Below are 26554 nucleotides of genomic sequence, written 5' to 3'. Positions count from 1 at the left end.
GATCACCGATCGGCCTCCACCTGACTAGGTGTTCGTGCCCACTGTACTGCGCCGTTGCGCCAGGCCCACGCGAGTCCGACGAGTAGGATGGCAACGAACGCGACCATCGGCCCGAGGATTTCGGCCAGCGAGATGGCGTCGTGGTTGATCGCATCCAGGTACACGACCGCCCACGGGAACAGTAGGACGGTCTCGATGTCGAAAACGAGGAACAGAAGCGCAACCATGTAGTACTGGATGTTAAACCGGACGCGCGTCCCGCCGGTCGGAACCTCGCCACTCTCGTAGGTGGCACGTTTGTTCGTTTCGGGTACGCTCGGACGTAGCAGGTACGACACCGCCATCATCCCCAGCGGTATCAACAGTCCTACGACCGCGAGTGCCCCGATCGCTATCCAGTCGTTCATCTCCGTAACGTTCGGAGGTTCAGACCGCACGCATATAAGGGTTGATTGTTCGTTTTCCGGGTCGTGACGTGCCAAGAGGCGGCTTCAGGGCTGAAAATGACCTGAACGATCACAGGGAACTATCTATCGATCTCCCAAGTCTGAATTAAATAGGCAGGCAAACGGGCTCCGAGCAACGCTCGAGGGGCTGTGAGACGTGTGGCTCTCGACGACCGCTTTCGAGCCGACAGGGGTCGGCCTCGGGAACTCGCGACAGAGTCTTAGCGTCGGCTGGCTGTCGTGTCAGTCCTCGCGGCCACGAAACGCCGGCGTTCCGTCGTCGTGGAGGGCTCGAGAGACCGTTCCGACGCCCTCACGCAGGTCCTCGTGGTAGGCGACCAGCCGCTCCCGAAGTTCCTCGTGCTCGCGTGCGAGAATCTGTGCAGCCGACAGCGCGGCGTTGAACGACTTGCCGGCGTCGACGGCGACCAGGGGTGCGCCGGTCGGCATTCCGATCACGCTGTCGACTGACTTCTCCTGGACCGGGACGCCGATCACCGGCAGCGGGTACGCGATCGAGGCGGTCATGTTCGGCAGGTCGGCCGACTTCCCGCCCGCGCCAGCGATAATCACCTCGAGTCCCCGATCTTCCGCCGTCTCGGCGTAGGCCATCATCAGGTCCGGCGTCCGATGTGCGGAGGTGACGTAGGTCTCGAATGTAAAGCGCTCGTCGGGCGGACTCTCGTAATTGGTCTGCTCCGCGAAGCCGAGTTCGTCGACGAAGGCGTCGTAGGCCCCACGACGCCGGCCGCCGGTCATCATCGTCTCGAGGTCGGAGTCGCTGCCCATGACGATCCCGACATCGGGTGTCGCGGCGGCGGATCGATCCTGATCGGCCTGCTTCTGGAACCTGTCGATGAGGTCGGTGACGCTGTCGGTCATGACTCGATCTCCTCCTGGGCGGGCACGAACGTCAGAGCCGACTCGAGTTCGCGGGCACGCTCGAGGAGGTCCTCGGTGTCGGTCGCGTCGTCACGGGCCGTCAGCGTGAGGTGGCCGAGTTTTCGCAGCGGCCGCGCCTCGCGTTTTCCGTACCAGTGGAGGTGTGCGCCGGGTGTCTCGAGAATCCGGTCGAGGTCCCGCAGCTGTGCGTCCTGGGACTCCTCGACATCGCCGAGCAGGTTCGTCATCACGGTCGGCGAGCGAAGATCGGTCGCGGCCAGCGGCCAGCCAAGCACCGCGCGGACGTGCTGTTCGAACTGCGAGCTCCGAGCGCCCTCGATGGTCCAGTGGCCGGAGTTATGGGGCCGAGGTGCGATTTCGTTGAGGAGAATCTCCCCGTCGGTTGTTTCGAACAGCTCGATTCCGTAGACGCCCCGCCCATCCATCACCTCGAGTACGTCCTCGGCGACCCGACGTGCACGCTCTTCGACGGCGTCGCTCGAGCGTGCGGGCACGATCGTCTCCCGGAGAATCTCGTCGACGTGGACGTTCTCCCCGATCGGGAACACGGCCGTCTCGTCGTCGCTTTTGGCAGCGATAACCGACACCTCACGCTCGAAGTCGACGAACGACTCGACCATCGCGGGGCCGGCGACGGACTCGAGAGCCTCTTCTGCCTCGGATTTCGATTCGACCGGAACGTTGCCGCGACCGTCGTAGCCGCCGGTGCGGGCCTTCAACATGACCGGCCCGCCGTAGTCGTCGATCGCGTCACGGATATCGTCGGCGTCCGATACGTCCCGAAACGGCGGGACGGGGACCTCTGCCTCTTCGAGTTCACGCTTCTGGACGAGTTTGTCGTGGATCGTCTCGAGCGTCGACGGCTTCGGGTGAACCGGCGTTCCGGAATCCTCGCTGACCCGCTCGAGGACGTTCTGGTCGGCGAGTTCGATCTCGAAAGTGAGGATGTCCGATCGTGCTGCCAGCTCCCGCATACCGGCCTCGTCGTCGAACTCCGCGACGATCTGATCGCGGGCCACGAGGGCGGCCGGACAGTCCGGCGTCGGGTCGAGGACGATCACCTCGACGCCCAGCGGTGCGGCCGCCTCCGCGAGCATTCGACCGAGTTGTCCGCCGCCGACGACCCCGATCGTCGGCCCCGGCGTCCGTAACGTTGTCATTGCGCGGCGATTGTCCACGCCGCCGCTTAAGCGTTCTCACTCTAGAACACGTCCGTGTGTACCGACCGCCCCGCGGATCATACATCTGGTCACGTTCGAGGACATTGTCGGGCGATCGAGCCGACGACCGGACGGGCCGTCCGGTCGGCCACGCAGCCGCCGCTTTCGCTCTGTCTCTCGCTTCGAGGACGACTGTCGAGAGCGCATCGACGGAGACGACACGACCGCCGGATGCCGGAAACACGGGGCGAGAACGGTACCTCTTTTACCCGCCGCCGCCACCGCACGGGTATGACCACGCTCGGACTGGTGGTCGCCGAGTTCAACCGTCCGATCACCGAGCAGATGGAGCAGGAGGCCCTCGAGGCCGCCGCCGACGGCGGCGCTACGGTCGCGGAGACGGTCCGCGTCCCGGGCGCGTACGACGCGCCCCTCGCTGCCGATCGACTCGCCCGCCTCGAGGAGATCGACGCCGTCGTCGTGATCGGAAGCGTGATCACCGGCGACACCGATCACGACCAGGTGATCACCGACGCCACCGCACAGCGGCTCTCGGACGTCAGTCTCGAGCGTGACACCCCCGTAACCCTCGGCGTGACCGGGCCCGGCATGTCCGCCGCAGAGGCTCGCGAACGGGTCGAAAACGCCGCGAAAGCCGTCGGCGGCGCGCTCGACCTCGTCGAGGAACTACCCGATCCACAGTAATCAGCCATGACCATGGAGTTTACCGACCGCCTGACTCGAGTCGAACCGTCCGCGACGCTTGCCATCTCGGCACTCGCGACCGAACTGGAAAACGAGGGGAAAGACGTCGTCGACCTTTCGGTCGGCGAGCCCGATTTCCCGACACCGGAGAACATCGTCGAAGCCGGCAAGGACGCGATGGACGCCGGCCACACCGGATACACCACCTCCGCGGGAATCATCGAGCTGCGGGAGGCCATCGCCGACAAACTCGCCGACGACGGCCTCGAGCACACCACCGACGAGATCATCGTCACGCCCGGTGCGAAACAGGCGCTGTACGAGATCGTCCAGGCACTCGTCGGCGAGGGCGACGAGGTCGTCCTGCTGGACCCGGCCTGGGTCTCCTACGAAGCGATGGTCAAGATGGCCGGCGGCGACCTCACGCGCGTCGACCTCTCCGAGACCGACTTCCAGCTCGAGCCCGCACTCGAGGAACTCGAGACTGCGGTCTCCGACGAAACCGAACTGCTCGTCGTCAACTCCCCGTCGAACCCCACCGGCGCGGTCTACTCCGACGCAGCCCTCGAGGGCGTCCGCGATCTTGCCGTCGAACACGACGTGACGGTTATTTCCGACGAAATCTACAAGGAGATCACCTACGGCGTCGAGCCGACGAGCCTCGGCACGCTCGAGGGGATGGAAGACCGAACCGTCACGGTCAACGGCTTCTCGAAAGCCTACTCGATGACCGGCTGGCGGCTCGGCTACTTCGCCGGCCCCGAGGACCTGATCGACCAGGCCGGCAAGCTCCACAGCCACTCCGTCTCCTCGGCCGTCAACTTCGTCCAGCACGCCGGTATCGAAGCCCTCGAGAACACCGACGAGGCCGTCGACGAGATGGTCGAGGCGTTCGAACGACGTCGCGATATGGTCGTTGGTCTGCTCGAGGACCACGGCGTCGATGTCGCCGTGCCGGATGGCGCGTTCTACATGATGTTGCCCGTAGACGACGACGATCAAGCCTGGTGCGAGGGTGCACTCGAGGACGCCCACGTCGCGACCGTCCCGGGTAGTGCGTTCGGTACGCCCGGCTACGCGCGGATTTCCTACGCCGCGAGCGAGGAGCGACTCGAGGAAGGGATCGAGCGGCTGGCCGAAGAAGGCTACCTCTGATATCTCACGGCGAAAGCGGTGAGGTTCCCTACTGGGGGTAGAACCAACGGAAACGAGGTGGTTCGCAGGTTCGCAACGCCACCGACGTCTCACTTCCTCCGCCGGTGCTTCCTACCGTGTACCGTGACTGTCGTCCGGCCGTTCTCCGTGTGTATCTGCGATTCTGTACCGAGTGGTGTCGACGAATGTTTTCCCAGAAGTTCCGACCGACAAGCAAAGAACTGGACCCGATCGCGGCCGGCGGCAGTCAGTCGTCGAGTTGATCCTGCAACCGGTTTTTCGCTTCCGTGCGGCGTTTCTTCGAGTAGACAGGGTTGTCGTCCGAGAAGTCGATCTCTATCCCGTCTAACGTCCGCCGGTAGATGTTCGTCCGTCGTCCCTTCTCGGAGAGTCGCCGCCCCTCACAGGTCAACAGCCCCGCGTCGACGAGCTCCTCGATCCGCCGGTAGCACGTGGCGATCGGTATCTCGACGTCCTCGCTCAGTGCCTGTGCGGACTTCGGCGTCCCCGCCGCACAGAGGATTTCCGCGCTGTACTTGTTTCCGAGTGCGGACAACACCGTAGTCGCATCCGCCCCCTTCGATTCCGTCCGGCTACGTGACATCGTCTTCCCTTTTCTAATTATCAGAATTGAATCTTGTGGTTAGCAAACTGTCGTATTAGGCCATCAATTCAACGATCTGAGGGTTTTGGGAGGAACGTCGTCGGACGAGACGCATTTGAAGGTCGGGGTCTAATGCCACGGTATGAACGTCGCGGTCGTCACGGTCGGGGACGAACTGCTCGCGGGGCAGACGACGAACACGAACGCTACGTGGCTCTGTGAGCGGTTTGCTCGGCGCGGCGTCTCCGTCGAGCGCGTCACCACGGTTCCGGACCGTATCGGCGACATCGCCCGCGTCGTCAACGAGTACCGTGCAGAGTACGACGCCGTCGTCGTCACCGGTGGCGTCGGACCGACCCACGACGACGTCACGATGGACGGCGTCGCCGCGGCGCTTGGCCGCCCGCTCGAGGAACACGAGGCCGCGCTGGCCTGGCTCGAGGAAGAGGGCTACTCCCGATCGGACCTGACGGAGGGGACGGCCGACCTCCCGGCCGGCGCGCGGGCGCTGCACAACGAGGTCGGGGTCGCACCCGGCGCTGCCGTCGAGGGCATCTACGTTCTCCCGGGCGTCCCCTCGGAGATGCGGGCGATGTTCCAATCGGTCGAAGAGGAGTTTTCGGGGACCGAAACCCACCGCGAGGAGGTCGTCGCCGACGAGCCCGAGAGCGCGTTACTGGACCGCCTCGAGTCGGTCCGAAACAGGTACGAGGTGTCGGTCGGCAGCTACCCTGGCGAGTCGGTTCGGATCGTACTCCAGGGAACGGAAAAAGAACCGGTTCGGAAGGCCGCCGACTGGTTGCGAGAGCGCGTGGACGCTCCGGCGTCCGAATCGCACCTCGACTCCTGACGGGATCGGGATCGGGACGGGACCGGGACCGGAACCGAGGTCGGAACCGGTACGGACACCGCTCTCCGGCACGGTAGGGCCGATCGAGTCCGATTCATCTCCACGGGAAAGGCAAGCGGGCGCGTCGATCAACGATACAGGTACACCAGCCAGACGACCGCGACGAGCAACCCGAGGAGCAGCGTCCCCCAGCCGACGATGTCCATCGGGAGTGTCGGTTCCGCTTCCAGCAGGACCTGCGTGAGTGTGTTCATGGTCGGCGATCCGTACCGAGCCCCCTTAGTTTTTCAGAAACCGCATCGAGTGCCGGCAACTCCCAGCAGCCGCTCACTTCGAGAGCGATGAGATGCTCGTCTCTGACGGGACGGCAGACACACGGACGGCGAACCCGCAGACTCACGTACGGTCACTGGCATAGTCACAGTATGGACGCTCTCGGCGTCGTCGTCAATCCGATCGCCGGCATGGGCGGTCGGGTCGGGCTGAAAGGAACTGACGGGAAAGTCGATGCGGCCCGCGAGCGTGGCGCAGAGCCACGTTCGCCCGAACGGGCCCGTGCCGCGTTGCGATCGCTCCGGGACCGCGAGCCCGACTGTACGGTCTACACGGCCGCAGGCGTGATGGGCGAACGCGCGGCTCGTGGGGTGGGGTTCGAGCCAGTCGTCGTCTACGACCCCGCGGACGATCACCCGGGAGAGCCGGCGAGACCCGATGATCCCGCGGACGCCGGAACGACCGCGGACGACACTCGCCGGGCAGTCCGTGCCCTCCTCGAGCGCGAGGTCGATCTCGTGTTGTTCGTCGGCGGGGACGGGACGGCGGTCGATGTCGCGGAGACGATCGAGGAAGCCAACGAGACGGACGAGGAGCGAACTCCGGTTCCCGTCCTCGGCGTTCCGGCAGGCGTCAAAATCTACTCGTCCGTGTTCGCCGTCACGCCCGAAGACGCCGGCCGAATCGCCGCGGAGTTCGACCGCGTCGGCAGCCGTGAAGTCAACGACATCGACGAGGAAGCCTACCGAGAGGGAGAGGTTCGTGCCGAACTGCGGGCAGTCGTTCCCGTCCCCGTGGCCGACGACGTCCAGTCGAGCAAGCAACTGGCCAGTGGCAGCGTCGATTCGCTGGCGACCGGCTTCGCACGCGAGATCGAACCCGGCCGAACGTACGTCTTCGGACCCGGAAGCACCGTCGGCGCGATCGAAGAAGCGCTGGGTCTCGAGCCGTCGCCGCTGGGCGTGGACGTGTGGCGTGTGGATACAGACGGGGACGGGACCGACGGGACACTCCTGGCTCGGGACGCCGCCGAGGAGGAACTCCTCGACGTTCTCGAGGAGCCGGCGACGATCGTCGTCTCGCCGATCGGCGGGCAGGGGTTCGTCTTCGGCCGCGGCAATCACCAGCTCTCCCCACCCGTGATCCGGCGAGCGGACGAACTCGAGGTCGTCGCCTCCGCGGAGAAGCTCGACGGGATCGACGCGTTACACGTCGACACCGACGACCCCGACCTCGACGAGGAGCTTCGAGGGTGGATACGGGTTCGAACCGGCCGATTCACGACGCGACTCGTCAAGGTCGCTTGATACTGCCGGACAAACCACTGCAGACACCGATCGCACTCGAGACGCAATCGGGTGTGGGCTGACCGTCGCTCAGTAGTACGAGACGAGGGGTCGCCGCGTACCGTACGATCACCGTTTGAGAGAGGTGCCCCTCGCCGACGAGAGCTACATATAAGGTTGGCCGACGCGTCCCGGCAACGCGACACAATATAATCACTCGTCGGAATATAAGGGCTGTATAGTCAAGATTAAGGTCAGTGCGAACAATATGCATCGTATGGAAACGCGGAAAGTGCAGCGACTGGGGCCGTCGACGCTGGCGATGACCCTCCCCGCCGAATGGGCGAGCGAACACGGAGTCGAGAAAGGCGACGAGGTGTCGCTGCGGACCAGCGGCAAGGGAACGCTGACAGTGATGCCCGAGTCGGCCAGTTCCGAAGAGACCGAAGCGATCATCCACGCCGACGACCTGACGGCCGACGCGGTCGAGCGCGCGATCGTCGCCCAGTACGTCCTCGGTCGACGCGTCATTCGAGTCGAGTGTGAGGACGGTGCCCTCGAGTCCGATCACATCAACGCGGTCTACCAGGCCGAAACCCAGCTCATGGGACTGGGCGTCATCGAGGAGACGCCCGAGAGCATTTCGATCCGCTGTTCCGTCGATCCCGAGGACTTCTCCCTGCACAACCTCCTCGAGCGACTCGAGCGAACGGGACAGACGATGCGCAGCGAGGGGATCAAGGCCCTGGCCCACGGCAACCCGGACCTCGCACAGCGGGCTCTGAACCGGGAACGGCAGGCGAACAAGATCTTCGTCCTCCTGTTGCGCCTGATCTTTACCGCCTACCAGAACCCCAACCTGGCGCGGGCGGTCGGTCTCAACAGCGGCTTCCCGCTGATCGGGTACCGTTCGATCGCGAAGAACCTCGAGTTGACCGCGGACAACGCCGAGGACATCGCCGACATCGTCATCGAGACCGACGGCCACTCGCTGGAGGTCGACGGCTCGGTAATGCGTGATATTCGGGAGCTGAACGAGCTGGTCGACGAAATCACGTCGCTGGCGGTCGAAGCAGCCGTCGAACGCGATTACGACAAATCCAACGAGGTCCGGCAACTGTTCCACGAGAGTGCCGACCGTGAGAACGAAATCCTGTCGGCGCTCCCGGAGATGCCAAACGAGGAACTGCTTCGCGTTCGAGAAGTGCTCGTGAGCCTCCAGCAGACCGCGGAGTACGCGATGCGAAACGCCGAAATCGCCGCGAACCTCGCGCTGAACGAAGAGTCGGTCCACACGACGATCAACTGAGACCGATCGGCCCACTAACGTCGGATCGGTTCTTGCCAATCGCTCACCGCGTGAGACTCGTTCACGCCAGTCGAAACAAGTGCAATTAAGAGACCGCGCTCACAACCGTCGGATATGGCTACGGAAACGGAGTCGACGACGGACAAAGGCGTTGGAATCGCGCTTGCGCTCGGGGCAGTCGCGACCATCGGCGCGCTCGTGATGTTGACCAGTGCACCGGAGATCGAGGCGGCGTGGGGCTTTGCGGCCGCAGTCATCTTTAGCTCGCTCGCGGTCGTCGGTATCCACCTCTGGGAGTAAGCATCGATCCGAGACGCACCGATCGCGACCGTCAAAACGGCTCTCCGACGTGCTTTCTCACATCCCGACTCCCCGAGCGTTGGTGTGGCCGACTCGAGTTCGGGAGATGATGGTCAGTCCTCAGTCCTCAGCCCTCAGTCCTCAGTCCTCAGCCCTCAGCCCTCAGTCCTCAGCTCTCGATCCCCAATCCGAACGACGCTCCGGTCGAGCCCGTCCCCTCGAGACACGAGGCCTGGCCTGAAGCCGACCGGATTCGTCGAACGACTGCTCGAGATCACCCGTGAGACGATAGCGGCCGGCGACTGTGACTACGAAGACTCGAGCGTGCGGACTTCGATCCGTCCGTCGTCGACGATTTCGACGCCGTACCGTCCCCCGTTCGAGACTTCGAACGAGACGACGACGTCGCCGTCCCCCGTCCCGTCGCCCAACAGCATGTCGATCGCCGAGGGGTCGACGTGTTCGTGGAGGACGAACCCGAGTTCCGTCGGGGCTTCGAGCGGGTCGACATCGGTGACGGCACAGATCGCGTGGACGGCGGCGATGCTGGCCGGCGTTTCGGCATCGTACTCGTACTCGACGACATCCGGTCCCGTCTCCGTACCGAGGTCGTCGACGGCTGGTTTCGTCGCGTCCATCACCCGCTGTGCCGATCCCGCGCGGAAAGACGGCTGTGGTGGCACTTGCAAGCGACCGATTTGAAACCTCGAGTCCGAACCGAGAGACGGTCGCGTCCGATGCGTTAGCCGCTTCCCCATCCGTTTTGAGTGCGCCGGACGAACCGCTCTGCATGGAGTACACCACGCTCGGGAACACCGGGACGGCCGTCTCGAGGCTCTGTTTCGGTACCTGGCGATTCGGCAAGAAACACGGCGACACGGTCGAGACTGACCGCGAGGAGGCCCACGACCTGCTGGATACCGCCTGGGAACAGGGAGTCAACTTCATCGACACCGCCAACGTCTACGGCGACCCCAACGGCACCAGCGAGGAGTGGATCGGCGAGTGGCTCGCCGATCACGACCGCGAGGATTTCGTCATCGCCTCGAAAGTGTACTTCCCCTTCGACGGCCGAGGTGAGCCCGGGCCGAACGACTCCGGCCTCGGGCGCAAGCACGTCCGGGCCCAGATCGAGGGGACGCTCGAGCGACTCGGGACCGACTACCTCGATCTCTACTATATCCACCGCTGGGACGACGACACGCCAATCAGGGAGACCCTCTCGGTGCTCACCGAGCTCGTCCGCGAGGGGAAAGTCCGCTACCTCGGTGCGAGTTCGATGGCCGCCTGGAAGCTCACGAAGGCGCTGTGGACCAGCGACGTGGACGGACTCGAGCGGTTCGACGTCACCCAGCCGATGGTCAACGCCGTCGAGTACGACGAGGTGAGCGACTATCTCGACGTTTGTGCCGACCAGGAGCTGGCGGTCTGTCCGTACTCTCCGCTTGCCGGCGGCTTTCTCACGGGCAAGTACGAACGGACCGAAGACGGCGGCTTCGAAGCCCCGGACGGGTCGCGAGGGAGTCTCGACGAGATGTTCGACGAGTATTACGTGACCGAGCAGGCCTGGGATGTACTCGACGCGGTCGACGATGTCGCGAACGAGATCGGTGCCACGCCGGCCCAGGTATCGCTGCGCTGGCTGATGGACCAGGACCGCGTTACCTGCGTACCGATCGTCGGCGCACGGACGCCCGCACAACTCGAGGAGAACGTCGGCGCGGTCGAGGTCGACCTGAGCGACGAGCAGTTCGAGCGAATCGAGAAAGCCCGCACGCTCGAGGAGTGAACGACCACCGGGGCCCGGCCGCGACCGGTAGAGCGATTCGCGAGCGATTCGCGAGCGGTTCGGGACCTTCGCTTGCACGCGGCGGCCTCGCTGGGCATCGTTCGTATCCCGGTGTGAACGGTGAGCCAGCCGCCGAACGCCTCGAAACCGCGGACAGAGCCATCGTCGGGCAGGAAGCTTAGCCGGTCCTCGTAAAACCCAGTGTGGTCGTCGTGCTCACCCGTATCGATCCACGGCGACGGGTTCGAAAACTGCCGCCACTCGCCGTCGGTGTCGACGAGCAGATCGTGAATCCAGCCGCCGGGATTCGGCTGCTCCCATCGAAACCGGAAGTTGATACGGTCGGAATCCTACCCGATCTGGGTCTGAAGTCGCTTCGACAGCCGCTCCGACCGCCAGTAGTTGGGCATACAGGTGGTCCTCGGATTACTCGAGCCGTCGTCGCTCGACGATCGCTTCCATTTCGGTGAGTGCTGCCTTCGCTTCCTGTCTGTTCGCCGCCAGCTCGGTCGAGATGTCCTCCGGGAGGTCCAGATCGGTCGCCAACAACAGAAGGCGATCGAGAACCGTGATCTCGAACCGTTCGTTCATCATCCCGGTACTCAACACGTCCAGATCACGAAGGGCCGGCGGGGCGTCCGTCGAAACGATCTCGTCTTTCTCCGCGAGGATTCCCTCCATGACGGGGCTCCCTTCGGCCCGGGGCTTCTCGTTCAGTTCCTCGAAAATGCGCTCGAGCCGGTGGATCTGTTCGACCGTCTCCGCCTCGTGATCCGCAAAGAGCGCCTCCACGTCGTCACTCGCCGCGGCGTCCGCGAGATCCGCGTGTAGATCGAGAATCTCGAGTTCCGCGTGATAGAGCTTCCGTAGTTCCCGTTCGAACGTCTCGGTCGGTGTCGTGGTCGTCATCGATTGGTTCTCCGGTGTCTGGTCGTAGTCCGTACTGTCTCCGAATGCGGCGAAACACAGGCATCCGACGCTGTGCTCCCCATCATTCGTCGAGTAGCTGTCCTCGAATGTGTTCCTGGACCGCCCGCGTGTCGACGTCCTCGCTTTCGAGCAGGACCCTGAGTTCCTGCGGTGAGAGTTCGTTTCCCGCCGCCAAGTCATCGAGAAGCGAGTCTCGGGGAAGCCCCACCGCATCGACCTCGAGGGTCACGTCCTGGACCAGATAGCCGTCTTCACGCCCTGCCCGGTGAAAGGCGTCGACGAGCAACCGTTCCGCCAACGGAGTCGCTCCGTCGTCCCCGGCCATCGCCGCGTCGATTCCCGTACTGTACAGCAGGAACGCGAGTGCGTCGCAAACGCCGTCGGACAGACGGTCGTCGTCGGTGACCGCCGTCTGCTCCGTTCCCGGCGTGCCGAACAGTTTCTCCCGCTCGTCGTCCTCGAGGTGCTCGAACAGTACCGAGAAATCGAGCAGCGAGTTGTAGACGCGCTCTCGGATATCCCGGCGGCGTTGGTAGCGCTGTTGTGTCGCGTGCTCCCCGTCGTATCGCTTCTCTCCCGTCAACCATCGCCGGTCTTCCGTCGTGAGCATCGCGTTTTTCCGGCCGGTCATAGGTGTTCCGTGGGCCTCGGTACGAGAGAGTGCCCGGAGTGGTAAATCGATATCGGTAGACCATATACGATAATCTATTTATCCTCGAGCAACGACGTGGAGACGTGACCGAGCAGCCGTTCGGCTGCGTCGGAGCCGTCGGTCTCAGCAGCTCAGTGACGGCGGTTGCCGGGGGAGAGCGGAAAAGAGAACGGAAACGAGAACGAGAACGGGCTCGGGCTCGGGATCGACGCAAATTCGAGGACGGAATCGGCGTCGCCACCGATAAAACCAGTCCGTGAAACGCGAGTTACGACTCGAGATACGATGTCAAGGGAGCAAGTCACCGTCGACGCGGAGGAAACAGGGCCGTTAGAGACGTTCCAGCAGTTCTTTTCGCTCAAACGGGACGTGCTCGTCCTGTCGCTGGCGATGTTCGCGTTCAGCCTCGGGTTCCAGATGACGAACCGGTTTCTCTCCGAGTATCTGGTCTTTCTCGGGGCGACGGGCCTCATCGTCGGGATCTGGGGGACGTTCGGGAACGTTATCGGTGCGGTGTACCCTTACTACGGCGGCGTCATCTCGGACCGCGTCGGGTCGCGTTACGCCCTGACGGTCTTCGGGTTCCTGTCGGCGATCGGCTTCGGCGTCTGGCTGGCAGCCGCGTTCGTCGATCCTATCGATCTCGGTATCGTCACCATCGAGCCGTGGGTGTGGGTGTTCGTCGGCCTCCTCCTCGCACAGTGTTGGAAGTCGTTCGGAATCGGCGGCCACTACGCGATCGTCAAGCAGGCTACCGAGCCGGATCGGCTGGCCCGCGGGTTCGCCAGCACGGAGACGTTCCGCCGAGCGGCGTTTCTCCTCGCACCGCTTATCGTCGCGGTATTGGTCGCCGACGAGTTCATGCCCGGATTCCTGGGGGTACTCGCGATCGCGATCGGGTTCGCGCTCCTCGGGACGGTGGTCCAGCACTTCATGTACGAGGCCGCCGAGGACACCGTCGGCAAGGAGTTCGACGGCTTCGGTCGGCTCGTCGAGGACCTCCGGGCACTGCCTGATCCGCTGCGCCCCCTGCTGGTGGCGGACACGTTCGTCCGCTTCGCAAACGGGATGGTGTACGTGTTCTTTATCCTGGTTATCACCCGGATGCTGGAGATCGGCTGGACGGTGACCCTGCCCGCAATCGGGACGATCGATCTCGCTCCGGCAGCGTTTTTCGGCGTGCTGTCGGGGATCGAAATGCTCGTCGCCTTGCTGACGATGGCCCCGGCGGCGAAGGTCGCCGAACGAACCGGGCTCAAACCGGTCGTCGGCTTCGGATTCTTCGTCTACGCTGCGTTCCCGGTCATGCTAATCTTCGCACCGGAGAGCGTCTGGGTACTGATCGCCCTGTTTGCGTTCTCCGGGCTGCGGTTCGCCGGACTCCCAGCGCACAAGGCCTTGATCGTCGGCCCGGCCGAGCAGGGGGCCGGAGGTCGCGTCACCGGCTCGTACTACTTCGTCCGCGGTCTCGTCGTGATCCCGAGCGGACTACTCGGCGGTATCCTCTGGCAGTACGCGACGCCCGAACTGGCGTTTACCGTCGCCTCGATCATCGGCATGATCGGTGTCGTCTACTTCGCCGTCTTCGGCGAGGAGTTCGAGGCCTACCAGTAGACGTTCGAGTCGGCTTCCGGCCTGCGGCCTTCGGCCAACACCCCGAGGAACCGTCCTAACTCGAGCCACTACCTTGCGTTCTCGATCGCATCGCCGACCGCATCCGGGTCGAGCGGCGTGTCTACGGTTTCGCCGTCGACGATCACTGTCGGCGTTGCCTCGACGCCTGCCTCCGCGCCACGCTCCCAGTCTGCAGCCAGCGTCGGGTAGTAGGTCTCGTCCTCGAGTGCGTCGGTCACGACATCAGGAGCGACATCGACGGCGTCGGCGTCGGCGGCCACAGCCAATTCGTCGTCGCTCTCGCGTTCGTCGGCCATGACGCTCGATTTGTACGCGAAAAACGCCCCATTGGGGTCGTCGTCGCTCCGCGTTGCGGCCTGTACCGCGCGGGCAGCGTTGGCCATCTCGAGCGACGCGGCGGCGGCCATCACGACGAAATCGTAGTGGCGATACTCGATCACACCCGGCTCGATGTACGCCGACTCGAGTACCGGGAACACGTCGGCCTGGAACTCCTGGCAAGCGTCGCAGCCTGGGTCCTCGTAGACGTCGACTGGTATCGTACCGTCGCCCAGCGTCGGTACCGGGAGTTGTCGATCGGGGTCGATACCCTCGAGTTCGTCGGGCATCGAGGCATCGAACAGCGCGGTACAGCCGGCGGTGCTGACGGCGGCTGTACCGGCGGCCGCGGCGAGAAACGAGCGACGATTCATCGACGGCGTTAGCGCTTGCGGACCGTTAGGCGTATCGGTGGCTTCGACTAGACGAGTACGAGCGCGTCGACCAGCACTGCAACGAGAACGGCACCGAGGAAGGCGTTCGAGGCGTGGAACGAGCGAAACGCCGCTGCCTCGGTCTGCTCGAAGTGCAAGACGACGGCCGTCCAGAGGAAGACGGCACCGAAGATCGCGACCGCGGCCGCGTAGATCGCGCCGAGATCGGTGATCCAGGCGAGCGCGACCGTGCCGACGAGCGTCCCGGCCAGGTAGTAGACGATGTGTTTTCGGGTCTCGGTCTCACCGCGGACGACGGGCATCATCGGGAATCCGCCGCGGGCGTAGTCGTCTTTGTACGCCAGCGCGAGGTTGTAGAAGTGCGCGGGCGTCCACAGGAAGATGACGCCGGCCAGTGCAAGCGCCGGCAGCCCGATTTCGTTGGTGACGGCCGCCCAACCGATCAGGGCCGGAAGCGCACCGGCGAAGCCACCGATGACCGTGTTCTGGACCGTATTGGGCTTGAGCAACAGGGTGTAGACGACGCTGTAAAACAGGATCGCTGCGAGCCCAAGCGCCGCCGCGAGCCGGTTGATCGTCAGGAAGACGCCGAGCGAGGCGACGGTCAGCAGGCCCCCGAACACCATCGCGTTTCGAACCGGGATCAGGTCGGTCGCCAGCGGTCGGTCCGCCGTGCGGGACATCTTCCGATCGACATCGCGCTCGAGAACGTGGTTGAACGTGCCCGAGGCACCGATCGCGAGGACGCCGCCGCCGAGCGTCGCGACGATGGTATGTGCATCCAACGCGGGTCCGGCCGCGAGCGCCATTCCCGCGGCTGCGACGAGACAGAGCAACCACATCAGCCGTGGCTTCATCATCTTGAAGTAGGCGAACCCGGTGAGTTTGGCGCGTTCGAGGCCGCTCGAGGGAAGCGTTCGTTCGTCGGCCGTGGCTGCGGGTTCCGGTTCGCCCGCATCGAGTTCGATCGCGTCGTCTTCTTCGCCCGTCGTGATCTCGAGGTCCCAGGCGAGCGCGAGGACGACCCCGCCGAAGATGACGACGCCGAGCCCGAGGTGCAGTCCCGGCGTGATCGCGGCAGGACCCAGGGTCGCGGTCGCCGCCCCGACGCCGACCTGCACGGCGTAGAGGCCCGCCGAGGCGAGCAGCGTTGCGCCGACACGACGCGATGCGTCGCCGACGACCGCGGCGACGACGGACGCGAGGACGAGCGCGCCGACCAGTACGGCGGCGAGCCGGTGGCCCCAGACGATCACGAGTTGGGTCTGACTCAGCGGGTCCGTGGGCACGTGGCAGGTCGGCCACGTCGAACACGCCGAACCAGCGTTCGTGATCGTGGTCGTCGCGCCGACGATCAACAAGACGTAAACGCCCAGCGCAGTCGCTGCGAGCAGTGCGGAGAACCGTCGATGGGTCCGGATCGGGCGGGGAAACGACTCAGTTGCCACGGCTATTCTCGTCTGAATCGTTCGACTCCGCGTATTTATGATTCCCGCTTTTTCCCCCTATTCGAGGGACAGTGAAGATTGTTCCGCGGGATATTACATTCCCATGTCGTCGGCCGCGGCCGGCACTGGAAGCTCACGGGCCGAGACGCCAAGCAGTTCCGCCGCGTGGTCAAGCGCCATGTCGAACCCGTAGTAGCGCTCGAGTTCGTCGCCGGTCGCCGTCGGTCGGACCTTCAGCATGGCGTAGCCCTCGACGTTCTGGGCGATCGCAGCGGTTGCGGCCGTCCCGGCAGTGCGCTCGAACTCGAGGAGACGTTCCTCGTCGGTCTCGCGGTAGGTCGCCTCGATGCCTGCGTTCGCGGCGGTTCGGTCGTTGGGGTCGGTTTCGGAACCGTCGCCGTCGGGTTCGGTCTCCCGGTCGGTCATACGTCACCATCGGGATTCGAGCACCGGGAAGCTGTCGGTTTCGACAATCGTGCTCACAAACGAGGTCCCGAGGACGATGGGGTTGGACACTCGCGATCTGTTCGATACCGGTACCGCTTTTTCGCCGCCGACGAGAGGGCGTGTCGTGAGCCGTCCGGAGCCGCCCACACGCCGCCCGATCGCGGAGTTTCGCCTCACCCGGCCCGTCGCCTGCCAGTGGCTCGCGACCGCTGTGGTGGCGTTTTTCGCGTTCGCGTACGCTTTCGGCCACGTGCTCGCGATCGCTCGAGGACGGACACTCGAGCCGATCGTCGTTGACCCCGCGCCGCCGTTCGTCCGCTGGTCGTTGGTCCTCTCGCTCGGGCTGGTGGCGCTGACGGTCGTCCTCCACGAGTTGCTCCACGGCGTCTTCATCACCAGGTACAGCGATCGAAAGACGGGCGGGCCGACCTACGGAATCGGCATCTCGTACTTCGTGCTCCCATACGCGTACGCAGAAACCGAGGGGACGGCGTTTACCCGCCGGGAGATGCTCGTCGTCCTGCTCGCGCCGTTCGTCGGTATCACTGCGCTCGGGCTGGTTACGATCGCGGTCTACCCGTCCCCCGCGTTGCTCGTGCCGCTGGCAGCCAACGCCGCGGGGTCGGTCGGCGATCTCTGGATGGCCGCGACGCTGCTGCGGTACCCCTCGAGCGTGCGGGTTACGGAGCTCGGGCGTGTTCGTGGCGCGGCCAGCGACGAAGGAGACGACGAAAGCGGCGAGCGCGAAGCCGACGAAAGCGACGACCGCACCAAGGGGAACCGGCCCCCACAGGGGTTCGCCATATACGGCCCGTCGGCGGACCACGTCGCCGAACCCGACTCGCGAGTCGTCGTCGTACTGTGCTCGAGCATCGCCGTCGGAGCGGTCGGCACGCTTGCAGTGTTGCTCGGCGCGACTATCGCCAGCGTGCTCGTCTCGCTGGCAGTCGGCTCCGGGAGCGTCGTAATCGGCGATCCGAACGGCTGGCTCCTCTTCCGGCACGAACTCCGAAGCGACGGGGGAGCCGTCATCGAAGTCGGCGCGTCGCTCGTCGTCGCCGTCTCGGCGCTTGGCGGCGTCTGCTGGACCGGTGTCTCCGCCGTTCGCGGGAGTCTCGACCTCGGATGAGACTATTGGACAACAGTCGGTACACCCCCGATCGCGACTCGAGTGCGGTCGGTGTGCACAATGGTTTGTCCGACAGTATGAGTGTCTGTAGCGACAGATGACGTGAAGACGAAACCGTAACGAACGACCGGCTCGACGACGCCAGTCCACGTATCTATGACCAAATGGCTCCAGAGCGGCCGACGGCGAGACATCTGTGTCCTGCTTGCCGGCGACGGACAACTCCGCGGACAGCAGCTCAAGTCCCGGCTCGAGTCTCACTACGACGAGCGTATCGACCCGAAATCGTTCTACGGCTCGCTGTCGGCACTGGTCGAGTCGGGATTCGTCGAGGAGCGAACGGACGGTATCCACGACGTGTACGCGCTCACCGACGCGGGAGAACGACGGGTACGAGAGCACTACGAGTGGCTCCAGACCCACCTCGAAGCGGAGGACGACGAACAGGATTGACCGTCGAAAACAGTCGGCACGTCGGCCCTACGTTTATCAAGTTTCGAACGAACACTGGTCACGAATGGGAGAGCGCACCGTTACGACGGAAGCGACGGGAACGGCGACGTGTGACCCGGAGCGGGCCCAGGTCGAACTGACCGTCGCTCGCGGCGGTCCGACCCCCGACAGCGCACGAACAGCGGCCGAAGACGGGATCGAACGCGTCCGGGACTCGCTGTCGGGCAACCACCGAAGTCGGCGGACGAACGTCCGGATAACGGAGACGACTGACTTCGACGACGCCGACGAGACGGTCGTCGCAGCCGTCTCACTCGCGGTAGACACCGATCCGGACGCTGCGATCGACGTCGTCACCGCAGGGGCCAACGCCGGAGCCGAAATCGACGGGATCGAGTTCGGGCTCGAGGCGGAGACTCGCAACCGACTGTACGAACGAGCACTCGAGGACGGCGTCGAACGCACGCGTCGACGCGCCGAAACGATAGTCGAATGCGAGCGGCTGGCGTTGGGGAAAGTCATCAGTATCGAAACGACCGAACGAGCACTCGGCGAGGAGCCACGGTCGACACTTCTCGACGCCACGTCGGCTACACCATCCGCTCGTAATATTCGGCCGAACCCGATTGACGTGGCCGTCGACGTGACGGCGACGTACCGAATCGTGTAAACTACCCCACCCTATCGTGAAACGCTTCCGTGAAGCGAGTTCCCGGCGCGACCGAATACGGATCACAACTGCGTCGGAAGCGACTTTCAACGGCCCGTCTGCACAGTGAGACGAGGAGTCGGTGTCCCTACTCCTCGAGCAGTTGGTCGCCGATCGTGTTCCGCAGCACTTCGCTGGTGCCCTCGTAAATCTCGTTGAGCTTGGCGTCGCGGTAGAACCGCTCGGCGGGGAAGTCCTTCGTGTAGCCGTACCCCCCGTGGATCTGGATGCCTTCGTTAGCGACCTCGCGGCTGACCTCGCTTGCGTACAGCTTGGCCTGGGCGGCGTCTTTGATGTAGTTCTCGCCACGGATTTTCTTGTCAGCGGCCTTGTGCATGAGCATCTTGGCGGCCTGGATTTTCGTGTCCATGTCCGCCAGTTTGTGTTTGATCGACTGGAACTCGCCGATCGGCTGGCCGAACTGCTCGCGTTCGTTCGCGTAGTCCCTGGCGTTTTCGAAGGCAGCACGGGCGATACCGACGCCACGGGCGGCGATCGTGATGCGGCCGCCGTTGAGGGTCTTCAGGGCGTGGACGAACCCGTCGCCTTCCGCGCCCAACAGCCGGTCTTCGGGGATACGCAGGTCGTCGAATCGCAGCTCCGCCGTCGGACACCCCTTGTCGCCGAGTTTCTCCTCCGTGTTCTCGACGATGAAGCCATCGTCTTCCTCGGGACGGACGATAAACGACGAGATTCCCTTGTTCCCTGCCTCCGGATCGGTCTTGGCGAAGACCGTGACAGTGTCGGCGACGGAGCCGTTCGAAATCCAGAGCTTACCGCCGTCGATCACGTACTCGTCGCCGTCTTTCTCCGCGGTAGTCTCCATGGCCGGAACGTCACTGCCCGCACCTGCCTCCGAGAGCGCGAACGCACCGATATCTCGTCCCTCCGCCAGCGGCGTCAGGTACTCCTCTTTCTGGGACTCGTCGCCGAACTCGTAGAGCATGTTCCCCGCAAGCGAGATGTGAGCCGCGACGATCGTTCCCAGGCCACCCGAGCCACGCGAGATCTCCTCGAGGCCGATGGCGTAGGAGTGATAATCCAGCCCGGCACCCCCGTACTCCTCGGGGAACGGCATCCCCATCAGCCCGAGATCCGCCATCTCGTCGACGAGGTCCTGCGGGAACTCGTCTTCGTGGTCGATTTCGTCCGCGACGGGGACGACCTCCTCGTCGACGAATTCCGATACCATGTCCCGGATCTGCCGTTGCTCTGCCGAGAGTGCGAAGTCCATACCCGGGTTTCGTGGGGTCTGCCCTTCATTGTTACCACACTCGTATGACGTTCACTTCCGTGGATCAACGGCTCACGGCCGACCGTTCGACGGCAAAAGCGGCGACGGCGGCACATTCGACGATCAGTTCGGTAGACGAACGGCAGTTGCGACAGGCGTGGTCAGGAATCCCGACCGTATTCCGCCGGGACCGCGGCGTTTTTCCGGGATGGGCCCAAAATATCCTCGAGTAGATGACCTCCGGCCAGCCCGAATACGGAACCCACGCCGATCTGGAGTGGTGTTACGACGCGGTTCACGGCGTCTCGCGGACGTTCTCTATTACTATCGATCGGCTCGAGGAGCCGATGGCGAAACATATCTGCGTCGGCTACCTTTTATGTAGAGTTGCCGACACGATAGAGGACGCCGGTCACATCCCGCCGGAGACCCAGACCGAACTGCTCGAGGAGTACGACCGACTGCTCGATCCGGAGACCGACACCGACCGCACCGTCGCCGCGTTCATGGACGAGGTCGAGCCCTGGGTTCCGGACCCCGAAAAGCGAAACGAGGACTGGGAAGTCGTCGCCGAGACGCCCCGTGTGCTCGGCACGTTCGAGTCCCTGGACGAAGAGCCCCGCGAGATCATGCGCGATCCCGTCCGCGAACTCGTCGACGGAATGGCGATGTTCACCGACCGCTACGCCGACGAGGGCGGGCTCCGACTGCAGACTCTGGAAGAGCTCGAGGAGTACTGCTGGTACGCCGCCGGCACCGTCGGGACGCTCATCACCGGGCTGGTCGCCCGCGGCGCGTCCGAACAACGGGCCGAAGAGATGCGAGACAACGCCCGCTCGTTCGCGTTGCTCTTGCAGCTGGTCAACATCGCCAAAGATGTCGAGAACGACTATCACGAGGAGAACAACGTCTACCTCCCGGCCGAGTGGCTCGAGGAGGAAAACGTCGCGATCGAGGAGGTGACCCGCGAGGAGAACCACGGCGCGGTCACCAACGTCATCCAACGGGTTACCGACCGCGCGGAAACGTACGTCGACGACGCTCACCGCTACCTCGAGGTCGTCCCCGAGCGCCACGGAAACCGGCTCTCGGCGTGGGCGATCCCGTACCTGCTCGCGGTCGGAACGATGCGCGAACTCCGAGAGCGTCCGGAAGACGTCGTCAAGGAAGGCGACGTGAAGGTCCCCCGCGCGGAAGTGTACGCACTCATCCAGCAGTTCGAAGGCGAGGTCTCGCGCTCGCGACTCGAGGACCTCCGCCGTGAGATGGCCGAGAAGCCACTCCACCAGTAACGACATCCGAACCTCGTTTTCGGCGAGACACAGACTGGGGCGGAGACTGAGGATGTCCAAGACCGTCGGTTGAAACGCTGGTAAGATCACCAAAACGTCGACCTCGCCGGGTTCCGGCTCGAGCCGGACCGTTCTACCGGGGCACTCGAGAGGGCGGTCGACGGCGACGAGGCCTACTCGTAGTCGTAGAAGCCCTCGCCGGTCTTCTTGCCGAGGTCGCCGGCTTCGACCTTCCGTTTGAGGAGGTACGCGGGTTTGTACCGATCGCCGAGTTCCTCGTAGAGGGTCTCGGAGGCGTGAAGACAGACGTCGAGACCGATGTGGTCGGCGAGTTTCAGTGGTCCCATGGGGACGTTCGTCCCCAGTTCCATCCCCGCGTCGATGTCCTCCTTGGAGGCGACGCCCTCGTCGTACGCTCGAATGCCCTCGTTGATCCAGGGCATGAGAATGCGATTGGTGACGAAACCGGGTTTGTCGTCCGATTCCCAGGTTGTCTTTCCGAGGTCTTCGGCAAGCTCGTGGGCCAGGTCGGTGACCTCGTCGGTCGTCTTCTCGCCGACGACGACTTCGACGCCCTCCATGATCGGGACCGGGTTCATGAAGTGCAGTCCGATCACGCGCTCCGGGTGTTCGAGGTCCGAGGCGATCGACGTGATCGACAGCGTGCTCGTGTTCGTTGCGAGGATCACGTCGTCGTCACAGACGCGCTCGAGGTCGGCGAACGCGTCCTTTTTGACCTCCATATCTTCGAGGGCGGCCTCGACGACGAGATCGCGGTCGTCGAACGTCTCGAGGTTCGTCGTCCCGTCGATGCGCCCGCGGATCGTCTCGGGGTCTTCCTCGAGGTCACCCCGCGAATCGAGTCGACCGAGGCTGTCCTCGATCGATTCGAACCCGTTTTCGACGAACTCTGCTTCGATGTCCCGCATCACGACGTCGTACCCGTGGGTTGCTGCGACCTGCGCGATGCCGCTGCCCATGGTTCCTGCGCCGACGACGCCGATCCGTTCGATCCGATCGCGAACCATGGACAGTGATTCAGCCGACGATTCCGTAAGTGTGCCGGTTGGTTTCGACCGATGAGCCAGTCACGTCCGCCGAGAGTGACCGTTCGGGCGGTACGCTCCGCGATCGGTCGTGGTCGTCCGAAGAGATGTCGACGAGTGGAGAATAAAATTCAAGGCGAGACAGTGTGAGATACAGCCAACTGGTGGATCGCGTGAGCAAGGAATACGTCGTCGGGTCGACAGATTCGGGCCCGGAGGACACTGAGGGGTCCCGGATCGGTGGGGACGAACGCGCCACACTCGAGGAGGCGGGCCTCGAACCGGCCGCGGTTCGAGAGAAGCGCCACTCCTACCGATCGCTGCTGGAGGCGGGGGTCGACGAGTCGGTCGCCGACGACCTGCGACGGAAGTTCTCGCTGCCGTGGTCGTTCGTCAGCGACGGCGACGGTGACGGGGACCTCGATCGACGCTCGAACGAGGTCCGAGGGCTCGGCGAAGCCGAACGGGAGTGGATCGCCGTCAGCGACGACGAGGACTGGCAGTCCTTCGAGTACGAGGCCGAGTTCGAGACGGTCGGTCGGGAACGACCGGACGAACGTCCGTACCCGAAGCCGACGCCCGTTACCGCCGTCACTGGCGTCGGCCCGGACGATGCGGACACACTGGCCGAGGCCGGCATCCGATCGGCCGAACGCCTGGCGACGATTACTGCAACCGAGGTCGCCAACGCACTCGATCTCGACGTGTTACACGTTCGCGCATGGCGACACAACGCACGCGAACTGGTCGATTAACCTCGGATGCCCGTTCTCGCCGTCGTCGAAGGGTGGTTCTACTCTCGGTAGGGGCCGTGCCGTCCGTCGGTTTCGTGGACAATTACTACAGAAGTACGTAATTTCGATAATCAGGACCATCAGAGATATATAGCGGACTGTCGGACCATCTACCAGATGATCCCGATCGACGACTCCCCGATCGTTCGCGACGGCAAATCACTGATCCTGGCGATGGACCACGGGCTCGAGCACGGGCCTGTAGACTTCGAGGAGGTTCCCGAGAAGCTCGATCCCTCGACGGTGTTCGAGACGGCGACTCACGACGCCGTCTCCTGTATGGCGGTCCAGAAGGGGATCGCGGAGGGGTACTACCCCAGCTTCGAGGACGACGTCAACCTCCTGTTGAAGATCAACGGCACGTCGAACCTCTGGATGGGCGAGTACGACTCGGCGGTCAACTGCTCGGTCGACTACGCGGCCGAACTCGGCGCAGACGCCATCGGATTCACGCTCTATGGCGGCTCGAACCACGAGGTCGAGATGGCCGAGGAGTTCCGCGACGTTCAGGAGGACGCCCGCGAGCACGACCTGCCGGTCGTCATGTGGTCGTACCCCCGTGGCCAGGGGCTCAAAAACGATACCAAGCCGGAGGTCATCTCCTATGCAACCCGACTCGGGCTCGAGCTGGGTGCCGACATCGCGAAGGTCAAGTACCCCGGTAGCGCCGAGGCGATGGAACACGCCTGCAAGTGCGCCGGTGACATGAACGTCGTCATGAGCGGCGGCTCCAAGACATCGGACTACGAGTTCCTCTCGACCGTCGAGGCCGCGATCAACGCCGGCGCGACGGGGCTGGCCGTCGGCCGCAACGTCTGGCAACGCGAGAACCCGACGCGTATCCTCGACGCCCTCGAGAAGGTCATTTACGAGGAGGAAACGGCCGACGCCGCGCTCGAGGCCACGGAGTAGGATGTCCGCCACCGATCCCGATCGCGATCGTGACCGTGACCGTGACCCGGACCCAGACCCCGAACCCGGATCAGGGCTCGATCCCGTCGAGAACGTCGTTGCCACGATCGCTCGCTCGGCAGCCGAGATTCGCCAGGGACTGGTCGGTCGCAGAGGGAAAGCCGACGAAGAGAACCCGAGCGGCGAGGTCCAGGCCGAGGCGGACGTGTGGGCCGACGAGTTGCTCGCCGACCGGCTGACCTCGATCGACGGCGTCGGCCAGTACGCAAGCGAGGAACGCTCGGAGATCATCGACGGCGGGGACGAGCAGGTGTACGTCGCCGTCGACCCCCTCGACGGCTCGTCGAACCTGCAATCGAACAACACGATGGGGACGGTGTTTGGCATCTACGAGGAGCCGCTTCCAGCGCCCGGGACGGCCCTGGTCGCCTCCGGCTGGATCCTCTATGGACCGATCACGACGATGGCCTACGCCCGCGACGGATCGGTTACGAAGTACGAACTCACGGGCGGCGAGCGAACCGTCGTCGAGGAAGAGATCACTCTGCCCGACGACCCGCTCGTCTACGGCTTCGGCGGCCGGGTCCCACACTGGCACGACGAGTTTCGGACATACGTCCGCGAGATCGAGTCGAACCCGGATCACAAGCTCCGGTACGGCGGTGCGATGATCGGCGATGTCAACCAGGTGTTGACCTATGGCGGCATCTTCGCCTACCCCGCCCTCGAGGACAGCCCCCGCGGCAAACTGCGCCTGCAGTTCGAGTGTAACCCGATCGCGTACCTCATCGAGGCGGCCGGCGGTCGCTCTTCCGACGGCAGCCAGTCGATTCTCGAGGTCGAACCGACGGACCTCCACGACAGGGCTCCGCTACACGTCGGCAACGCCGAGTTGATCGACCGTCTCGAGGACGCGCTCGCCTAGTACGGGTTGCTTTCGTATTGAGGCCCCGTAGGGTGGCCTGCCACTCGAGCGTACGGCCTTCACCCTAGAGGTAGCTCGTGGGCGTTCACACTGTTCTCGCTGTAAGAGCCCGGATCGGGTTCGCCAGTCGACAGGGCAATCTTTACACACTGACGACACGAGTTGGTCACCAATGACGAGGTCACGAACGGAGTCCGGGTGGCTGGGGTCTACGAGAATCTTCGAGGAGCCGTCCGGCTGGCCGGTCAACGCGCTCGTCTTCTTGCTGGCTGCCACCAGTTTCACGGTATCGTTCGTTCGCGGGAACACCGTCTGGATGACGTTGGGCTGGATTTTCGTCGTCCTCGCGGTCGCCGAATCGGTTCCGTCGGGACGAACGACCCTCGCGGGAGCCGTCCGGATCGGCGGCCTCGGTCTCGTTGTCCTCGCTGCCATCGCGGTCGACTCCGGGCTCGTCACGTAGCCACGATCGTGTCTGTGGCCATCGGGTCGTCTCGGTTTCGATCCGCTGGGTCAGACGGTCCGCTCGAGCCCAGGGACACATTGGTCGTGGAGAGAACACAGCAAAGGAGAGAGAAAAGAGGATCGTTGCGCCAGACCGAAGAGTCGGTGTTACGCGAGAGCTGCAGACGACGGACCTTGGCGTCGGCTGGTCACACTGATCAAGCGGAGTGTCCCGTCCTCGCGTATCAGGACGTGTCAAGCGACGGTTTTCACACTGTCGGGCAGCAGTCAATGCGATCGGCTTGCCGTCGTTCCATCTGACAGTCGCAGTCGAACGATTTTGTACACGACGGACGGAGAGACCAGACCGACGAGGAAACGACAACTCATCACCCGACGGTAGTGAACACCGCGTACAACCGAGAGTACCGACAGGAAGACGACCGGGTACCCACGGGATTATCCCGCTGCGTCTGGGAGAGGGCCGTGCCATGCAGGACGCTCACGCCCGGCTGGAAGCGGACATCGCCGCTCTCGAGGAGCTACCGGTGTTCGTCGCCTACAACGCGAACGTCGACGCGATCGTTCGGGTCGACGAGGAACTCGAGTCGGTCCTCGAGCGGCCGTCCGATCCCGGCTCCGAACTACCCGCGAGCCCACTGGCGTCGAAACGCGAACTCGCAGCGGCGATCGCACACACGATGGCAGCGGGCCGTGGCGACGAGTTCGCGATGACCGACGCGTTCGCCGCGACTCTCGAGTCGGAACTGGAGCCCGACAGCCAGCAGATGGGTGGCCAGGCGGGGATTATACGAAATCAAGGAGAATATCTACGGCTTTAGCCGCAGGATGAATCCGACAACTTGGAATCAGCCCACGTTCGACACTCCAGTTCGAGTTTCCAATACGTACTTTGAACTGTCAAGAACCGCTATACAACGGTAAGGTCAGGTCGGAACGAAGCGGATTCCGAACGACCTTCGGAGGCGGCCTCGCCGCCACTCAATGAGA

29 protein-coding genes and 1 pseudogene are annotated in these 26554 nt (G+C 64.1%); 17 read left to right on the top strand and 13 right to left on the bottom strand.

Annotated features, from left to right (window positions below; translation table 11 throughout):
- Positions 1-2 precede the first annotated feature (2 nt).
- The 3 genes from C446_RS07710 to purK all read right to left on the bottom strand — a co-directional run bounded on the left by C446_RS07710 (position 3) and on the right by purK (position 2509).
- Positions 3-407: an NADH-quinone oxidoreductase subunit A gene (locus tag C446_RS07710; RefSeq protein WP_006672529.1), complete on the bottom strand. Its 405-nt coding sequence runs from the start codon at positions 405-407 to the stop codon at positions 3-5.
- Positions 408-689: 282 nt separating this feature from the next.
- Complete coding sequence (locus tag C446_RS07705) at positions 690-1328, bottom strand: AIR carboxylase family protein (protein ID WP_006672528.1); 639 nt, start codon at positions 1326-1328, stop codon at positions 690-692.
- Positions 1325-2509: a 5-(carboxyamino)imidazole ribonucleotide synthase gene (gene purK / locus C446_RS07700; protein ID WP_006672527.1), complete on the bottom strand. Its 1185-nt coding sequence runs from the start codon at positions 2507-2509 to the stop codon at positions 1325-1327. Before purK ends, C446_RS07705 begins: the two co-directional genes overlap by 4 nt.
- 291 nt (positions 2510-2800) lie before the next feature.
- Between purK and ribH the strand changes: the two genes are divergently transcribed.
- Positions 2801-3214 (top strand): 6,7-dimethyl-8-ribityllumazine synthase, encoded by a 414-nt coding sequence (gene ribH, locus C446_RS07695; RefSeq protein ID WP_006672526.1) that lies wholly within the window; start codon positions 2801-2803, stop codon positions 3212-3214.
- A 6-nt stretch (positions 3215-3220) separates the two neighbouring features.
- A complete protein-coding gene (locus C446_RS07690) occupies positions 3221-4369 on the top strand; it encodes a pyridoxal phosphate-dependent aminotransferase (protein ID WP_006672525.1) in 1149 nt (382 codons plus the stop codon).
- Between the two features lie 247 nt (positions 4370-4616).
- Here the strand turns inward: C446_RS07690 and C446_RS07685 are convergent, their stop codons facing one another.
- Positions 4617-4973, bottom strand: coding sequence for a winged helix-turn-helix domain-containing protein (locus C446_RS07685; RefSeq protein WP_049920092.1), 357 nt, complete (start codon positions 4971-4973; stop codon positions 4617-4619).
- Positions 4974-5115: 142 nt separating this feature from the next.
- On the opposite strand from C446_RS07685, the gene C446_RS07680 reads away from it, so the two are divergent.
- The gene (locus C446_RS07680) at positions 5116-5823 is read left to right on the top strand and encodes a competence/damage-inducible protein A (protein ID WP_006672523.1); all 708 of its coding nucleotides are present in this window, start codon (positions 5116-5118) and stop codon (positions 5821-5823) included.
- Positions 5824-5951: 128 nt separating this feature from the next.
- On the opposite strand, the gene C446_RS20255 is transcribed toward C446_RS07680, so the two are convergent.
- Entirely contained in the window at positions 5952-6077 is a 126-nt protein-coding gene (locus tag C446_RS20255; RefSeq protein ID WP_006672522.1) for a hypothetical protein, read from the bottom strand.
- A 171-nt stretch (positions 6078-6248) separates the two neighbouring features.
- On the opposite strand from C446_RS20255, the gene C446_RS07675 reads away from it, so the two are divergent.
- From C446_RS07675 to C446_RS07665, 3 genes are all read left to right on the top strand, one after another.
- Positions 6249-7403 carry an ATP-NAD kinase family protein gene (locus C446_RS07675; protein ID WP_006672521.1) on the top strand — a complete coding sequence of 385 codons (1155 nt, stop codon included), beginning with the start codon at positions 6249-6251 and terminating at the stop codon, positions 7401-7403.
- A gap of 256 nt (positions 7404-7659) precedes the next feature.
- Positions 7660-8691: a phosphate signaling complex PhoU family protein gene (locus tag C446_RS07670; RefSeq protein ID WP_006672520.1), complete on the top strand. Its 1032-nt coding sequence runs from the start codon at positions 7660-7662 to the stop codon at positions 8689-8691.
- A 114-nt stretch (positions 8692-8805) separates the two neighbouring features.
- A complete protein-coding gene (locus tag C446_RS07665) occupies positions 8806-8991 on the top strand; it encodes a DUF7525 family protein (RefSeq protein WP_006672519.1) in 186 nt (61 codons plus the stop codon).
- Positions 8992-9299: 308 nt separating this feature from the next.
- On the opposite strand, the gene C446_RS07660 is transcribed toward C446_RS07665, so the two are convergent.
- The gene (locus C446_RS07660; protein WP_006672518.1) at positions 9300-9629 is read right to left on the bottom strand and encodes a HalOD1 output domain-containing protein; all 330 of its coding nucleotides are present in this window, start codon (positions 9627-9629) and stop codon (positions 9300-9302) included.
- A 152-nt stretch (positions 9630-9781) separates the two neighbouring features.
- On the opposite strand from C446_RS07660, the gene C446_RS07655 reads away from it, so the two are divergent.
- A complete protein-coding gene (locus C446_RS07655) occupies positions 9782-10780 on the top strand; it encodes an aldo/keto reductase (protein WP_006672517.1) in 999 nt (332 codons plus the stop codon).
- A gap of 426 nt (positions 10781-11206) precedes the next feature.
- On the opposite strand, the gene C446_RS07650 is transcribed toward C446_RS07655, so the two are convergent.
- Together C446_RS07650 and C446_RS07645 are read right to left on the bottom strand one after the other, a co-directional pair.
- On the bottom strand, positions 11207-11689 hold the full coding sequence (locus tag C446_RS07650) for a DUF892 family protein (protein WP_006672516.1): 483 nt from the start codon (positions 11687-11689) through the stop codon (positions 11207-11209).
- Between the two features lie 82 nt (positions 11690-11771).
- Positions 11772-12341, bottom strand: a complete 570-nt coding sequence (locus C446_RS07645; protein WP_006672515.1) for a hypothetical protein — start codon at positions 12339-12341, stop codon at positions 11772-11774.
- 306 nt (positions 12342-12647) lie between these two features.
- Here C446_RS07645 and C446_RS07640 point away from each other — a divergent pair, with 306 nt between their 5' ends.
- Entirely contained in the window at positions 12648-13976 is a 1329-nt protein-coding gene (locus tag C446_RS07640; protein ID WP_049920096.1) for an MFS transporter, read from the top strand.
- 68 nt (positions 13977-14044) lie between these two features.
- Here C446_RS07640 and C446_RS07635 read toward each other — a convergent pair whose 3' ends face one another.
- From C446_RS07635 to C446_RS07625, 3 genes are all read right to left on the bottom strand, one after another.
- Complete coding sequence (locus tag C446_RS07635; protein WP_006672513.1) at positions 14045-14689, bottom strand: DsbA family protein; 645 nt, start codon at positions 14687-14689, stop codon at positions 14045-14047.
- A 47-nt stretch (positions 14690-14736) separates the two neighbouring features.
- Positions 14737-16158 carry a heme o synthase gene (locus C446_RS07630; protein WP_006672512.1) on the bottom strand — a complete coding sequence of 474 codons (1422 nt, stop codon included), beginning with the start codon at positions 16156-16158 and terminating at the stop codon, positions 14737-14739.
- A gap of 93 nt (positions 16159-16251) precedes the next feature.
- Positions 16252-16584 (bottom strand): DUF7111 family protein, encoded by a 333-nt coding sequence (locus C446_RS07625; RefSeq protein ID WP_006672511.1) that lies wholly within the window; start codon positions 16582-16584, stop codon positions 16252-16254.
- A gap of 145 nt (positions 16585-16729) precedes the next feature.
- On the opposite strand from C446_RS07625, the gene C446_RS07620 reads away from it, so the two are divergent.
- The 3 genes from C446_RS07620 (at position 16730) to C446_RS07610 (ending at position 18857) form a co-directional block, all read left to right on the top strand.
- Positions 16730-17734, top strand: a complete 1005-nt coding sequence (locus tag C446_RS07620) for a DUF3267 domain-containing protein (RefSeq protein WP_049920095.1) — start codon at positions 16730-16732, stop codon at positions 17732-17734.
- Positions 17735-17890: 156 nt separating this feature from the next.
- Positions 17891-18187, top strand: a complete 297-nt coding sequence (locus C446_RS07615) for a PadR family transcriptional regulator (RefSeq protein WP_006672509.1) — start codon at positions 17891-17893, stop codon at positions 18185-18187.
- Between the two features lie 64 nt (positions 18188-18251).
- Positions 18252-18857, top strand: coding sequence for an SIMPL domain-containing protein (locus tag C446_RS07610; RefSeq protein WP_006672508.1), 606 nt, complete (start codon positions 18252-18254; stop codon positions 18855-18857).
- Positions 18858-18984: 127 nt separating this feature from the next.
- On the opposite strand, the gene C446_RS07605 is transcribed toward C446_RS07610, so the two are convergent.
- A complete protein-coding gene (locus C446_RS07605; RefSeq protein ID WP_006672507.1) occupies positions 18985-20130 on the bottom strand; it encodes an acyl-CoA dehydrogenase in 1146 nt (381 codons plus the stop codon).
- A 233-nt stretch (positions 20131-20363) separates the two neighbouring features.
- Between C446_RS07605 and C446_RS07600 the strand changes: the two genes are divergently transcribed.
- A complete protein-coding gene (locus tag C446_RS07600) occupies positions 20364-21422 on the top strand; it encodes a phytoene/squalene synthase family protein (protein WP_006672506.1) in 1059 nt (352 codons plus the stop codon).
- 173 nt (positions 21423-21595) lie between these two features.
- Here the strand turns inward: C446_RS07600 and C446_RS07595 are convergent, their stop codons facing one another.
- Positions 21596-22450 (bottom strand): 3-hydroxyacyl-CoA dehydrogenase family protein, encoded by an 855-nt coding sequence (locus C446_RS07595; protein ID WP_006672505.1) that lies wholly within the window; start codon positions 22448-22450, stop codon positions 21596-21598.
- A gap of 182 nt (positions 22451-22632) precedes the next feature.
- Here C446_RS07595 and C446_RS07590 point away from each other — a divergent pair, with 182 nt between their 5' ends.
- The 5 genes and pseudogenes from C446_RS07590 to C446_RS07570 all read left to right on the top strand — a co-directional run.
- On the top strand, positions 22633-23223 hold the full coding sequence (locus C446_RS07590) for a DUF7409 domain-containing protein (protein WP_006672504.1): 591 nt from the start codon (positions 22633-22635) through the stop codon (positions 23221-23223).
- Positions 23224-23379: 156 nt separating this feature from the next.
- Entirely contained in the window at positions 23380-24174 is a 795-nt protein-coding gene (locus C446_RS07585) for a class I fructose-bisphosphate aldolase (RefSeq protein WP_006672503.1), read from the top strand.
- A gap of 1 nt (position 24175) precedes the next feature.
- A complete protein-coding gene (locus tag C446_RS07580) occupies positions 24176-25099 on the top strand; it encodes a class 1 fructose-bisphosphatase (RefSeq protein WP_006672502.1) in 924 nt (307 codons plus the stop codon).
- A gap of 172 nt (positions 25100-25271) precedes the next feature.
- On the top strand, positions 25272-25562 hold the full coding sequence (locus C446_RS07575) for a hypothetical protein (RefSeq protein WP_006672501.1): 291 nt from the start codon (positions 25272-25274) through the stop codon (positions 25560-25562).
- A gap of 472 nt (positions 25563-26034) precedes the next feature.
- Positions 26035-26361: pseudogene (locus C446_RS07570) on the top strand (ADP-dependent glucokinase/phosphofructokinase); the annotation flags it as partial.
- Positions 26362-26554: the final 193 nt, after the last annotated feature.

It is taken from the genome of Halobiforma nitratireducens JCM 10879, from assembly GCF_000337895.1.
Lineage (GTDB): Archaea > Halobacteriota > Halobacteria > Halobacteriales > Natrialbaceae > Natronobacterium > Natronobacterium nitratireducens.
This window is presented reverse-complemented; position numbering and strand designations above follow the sequence as displayed.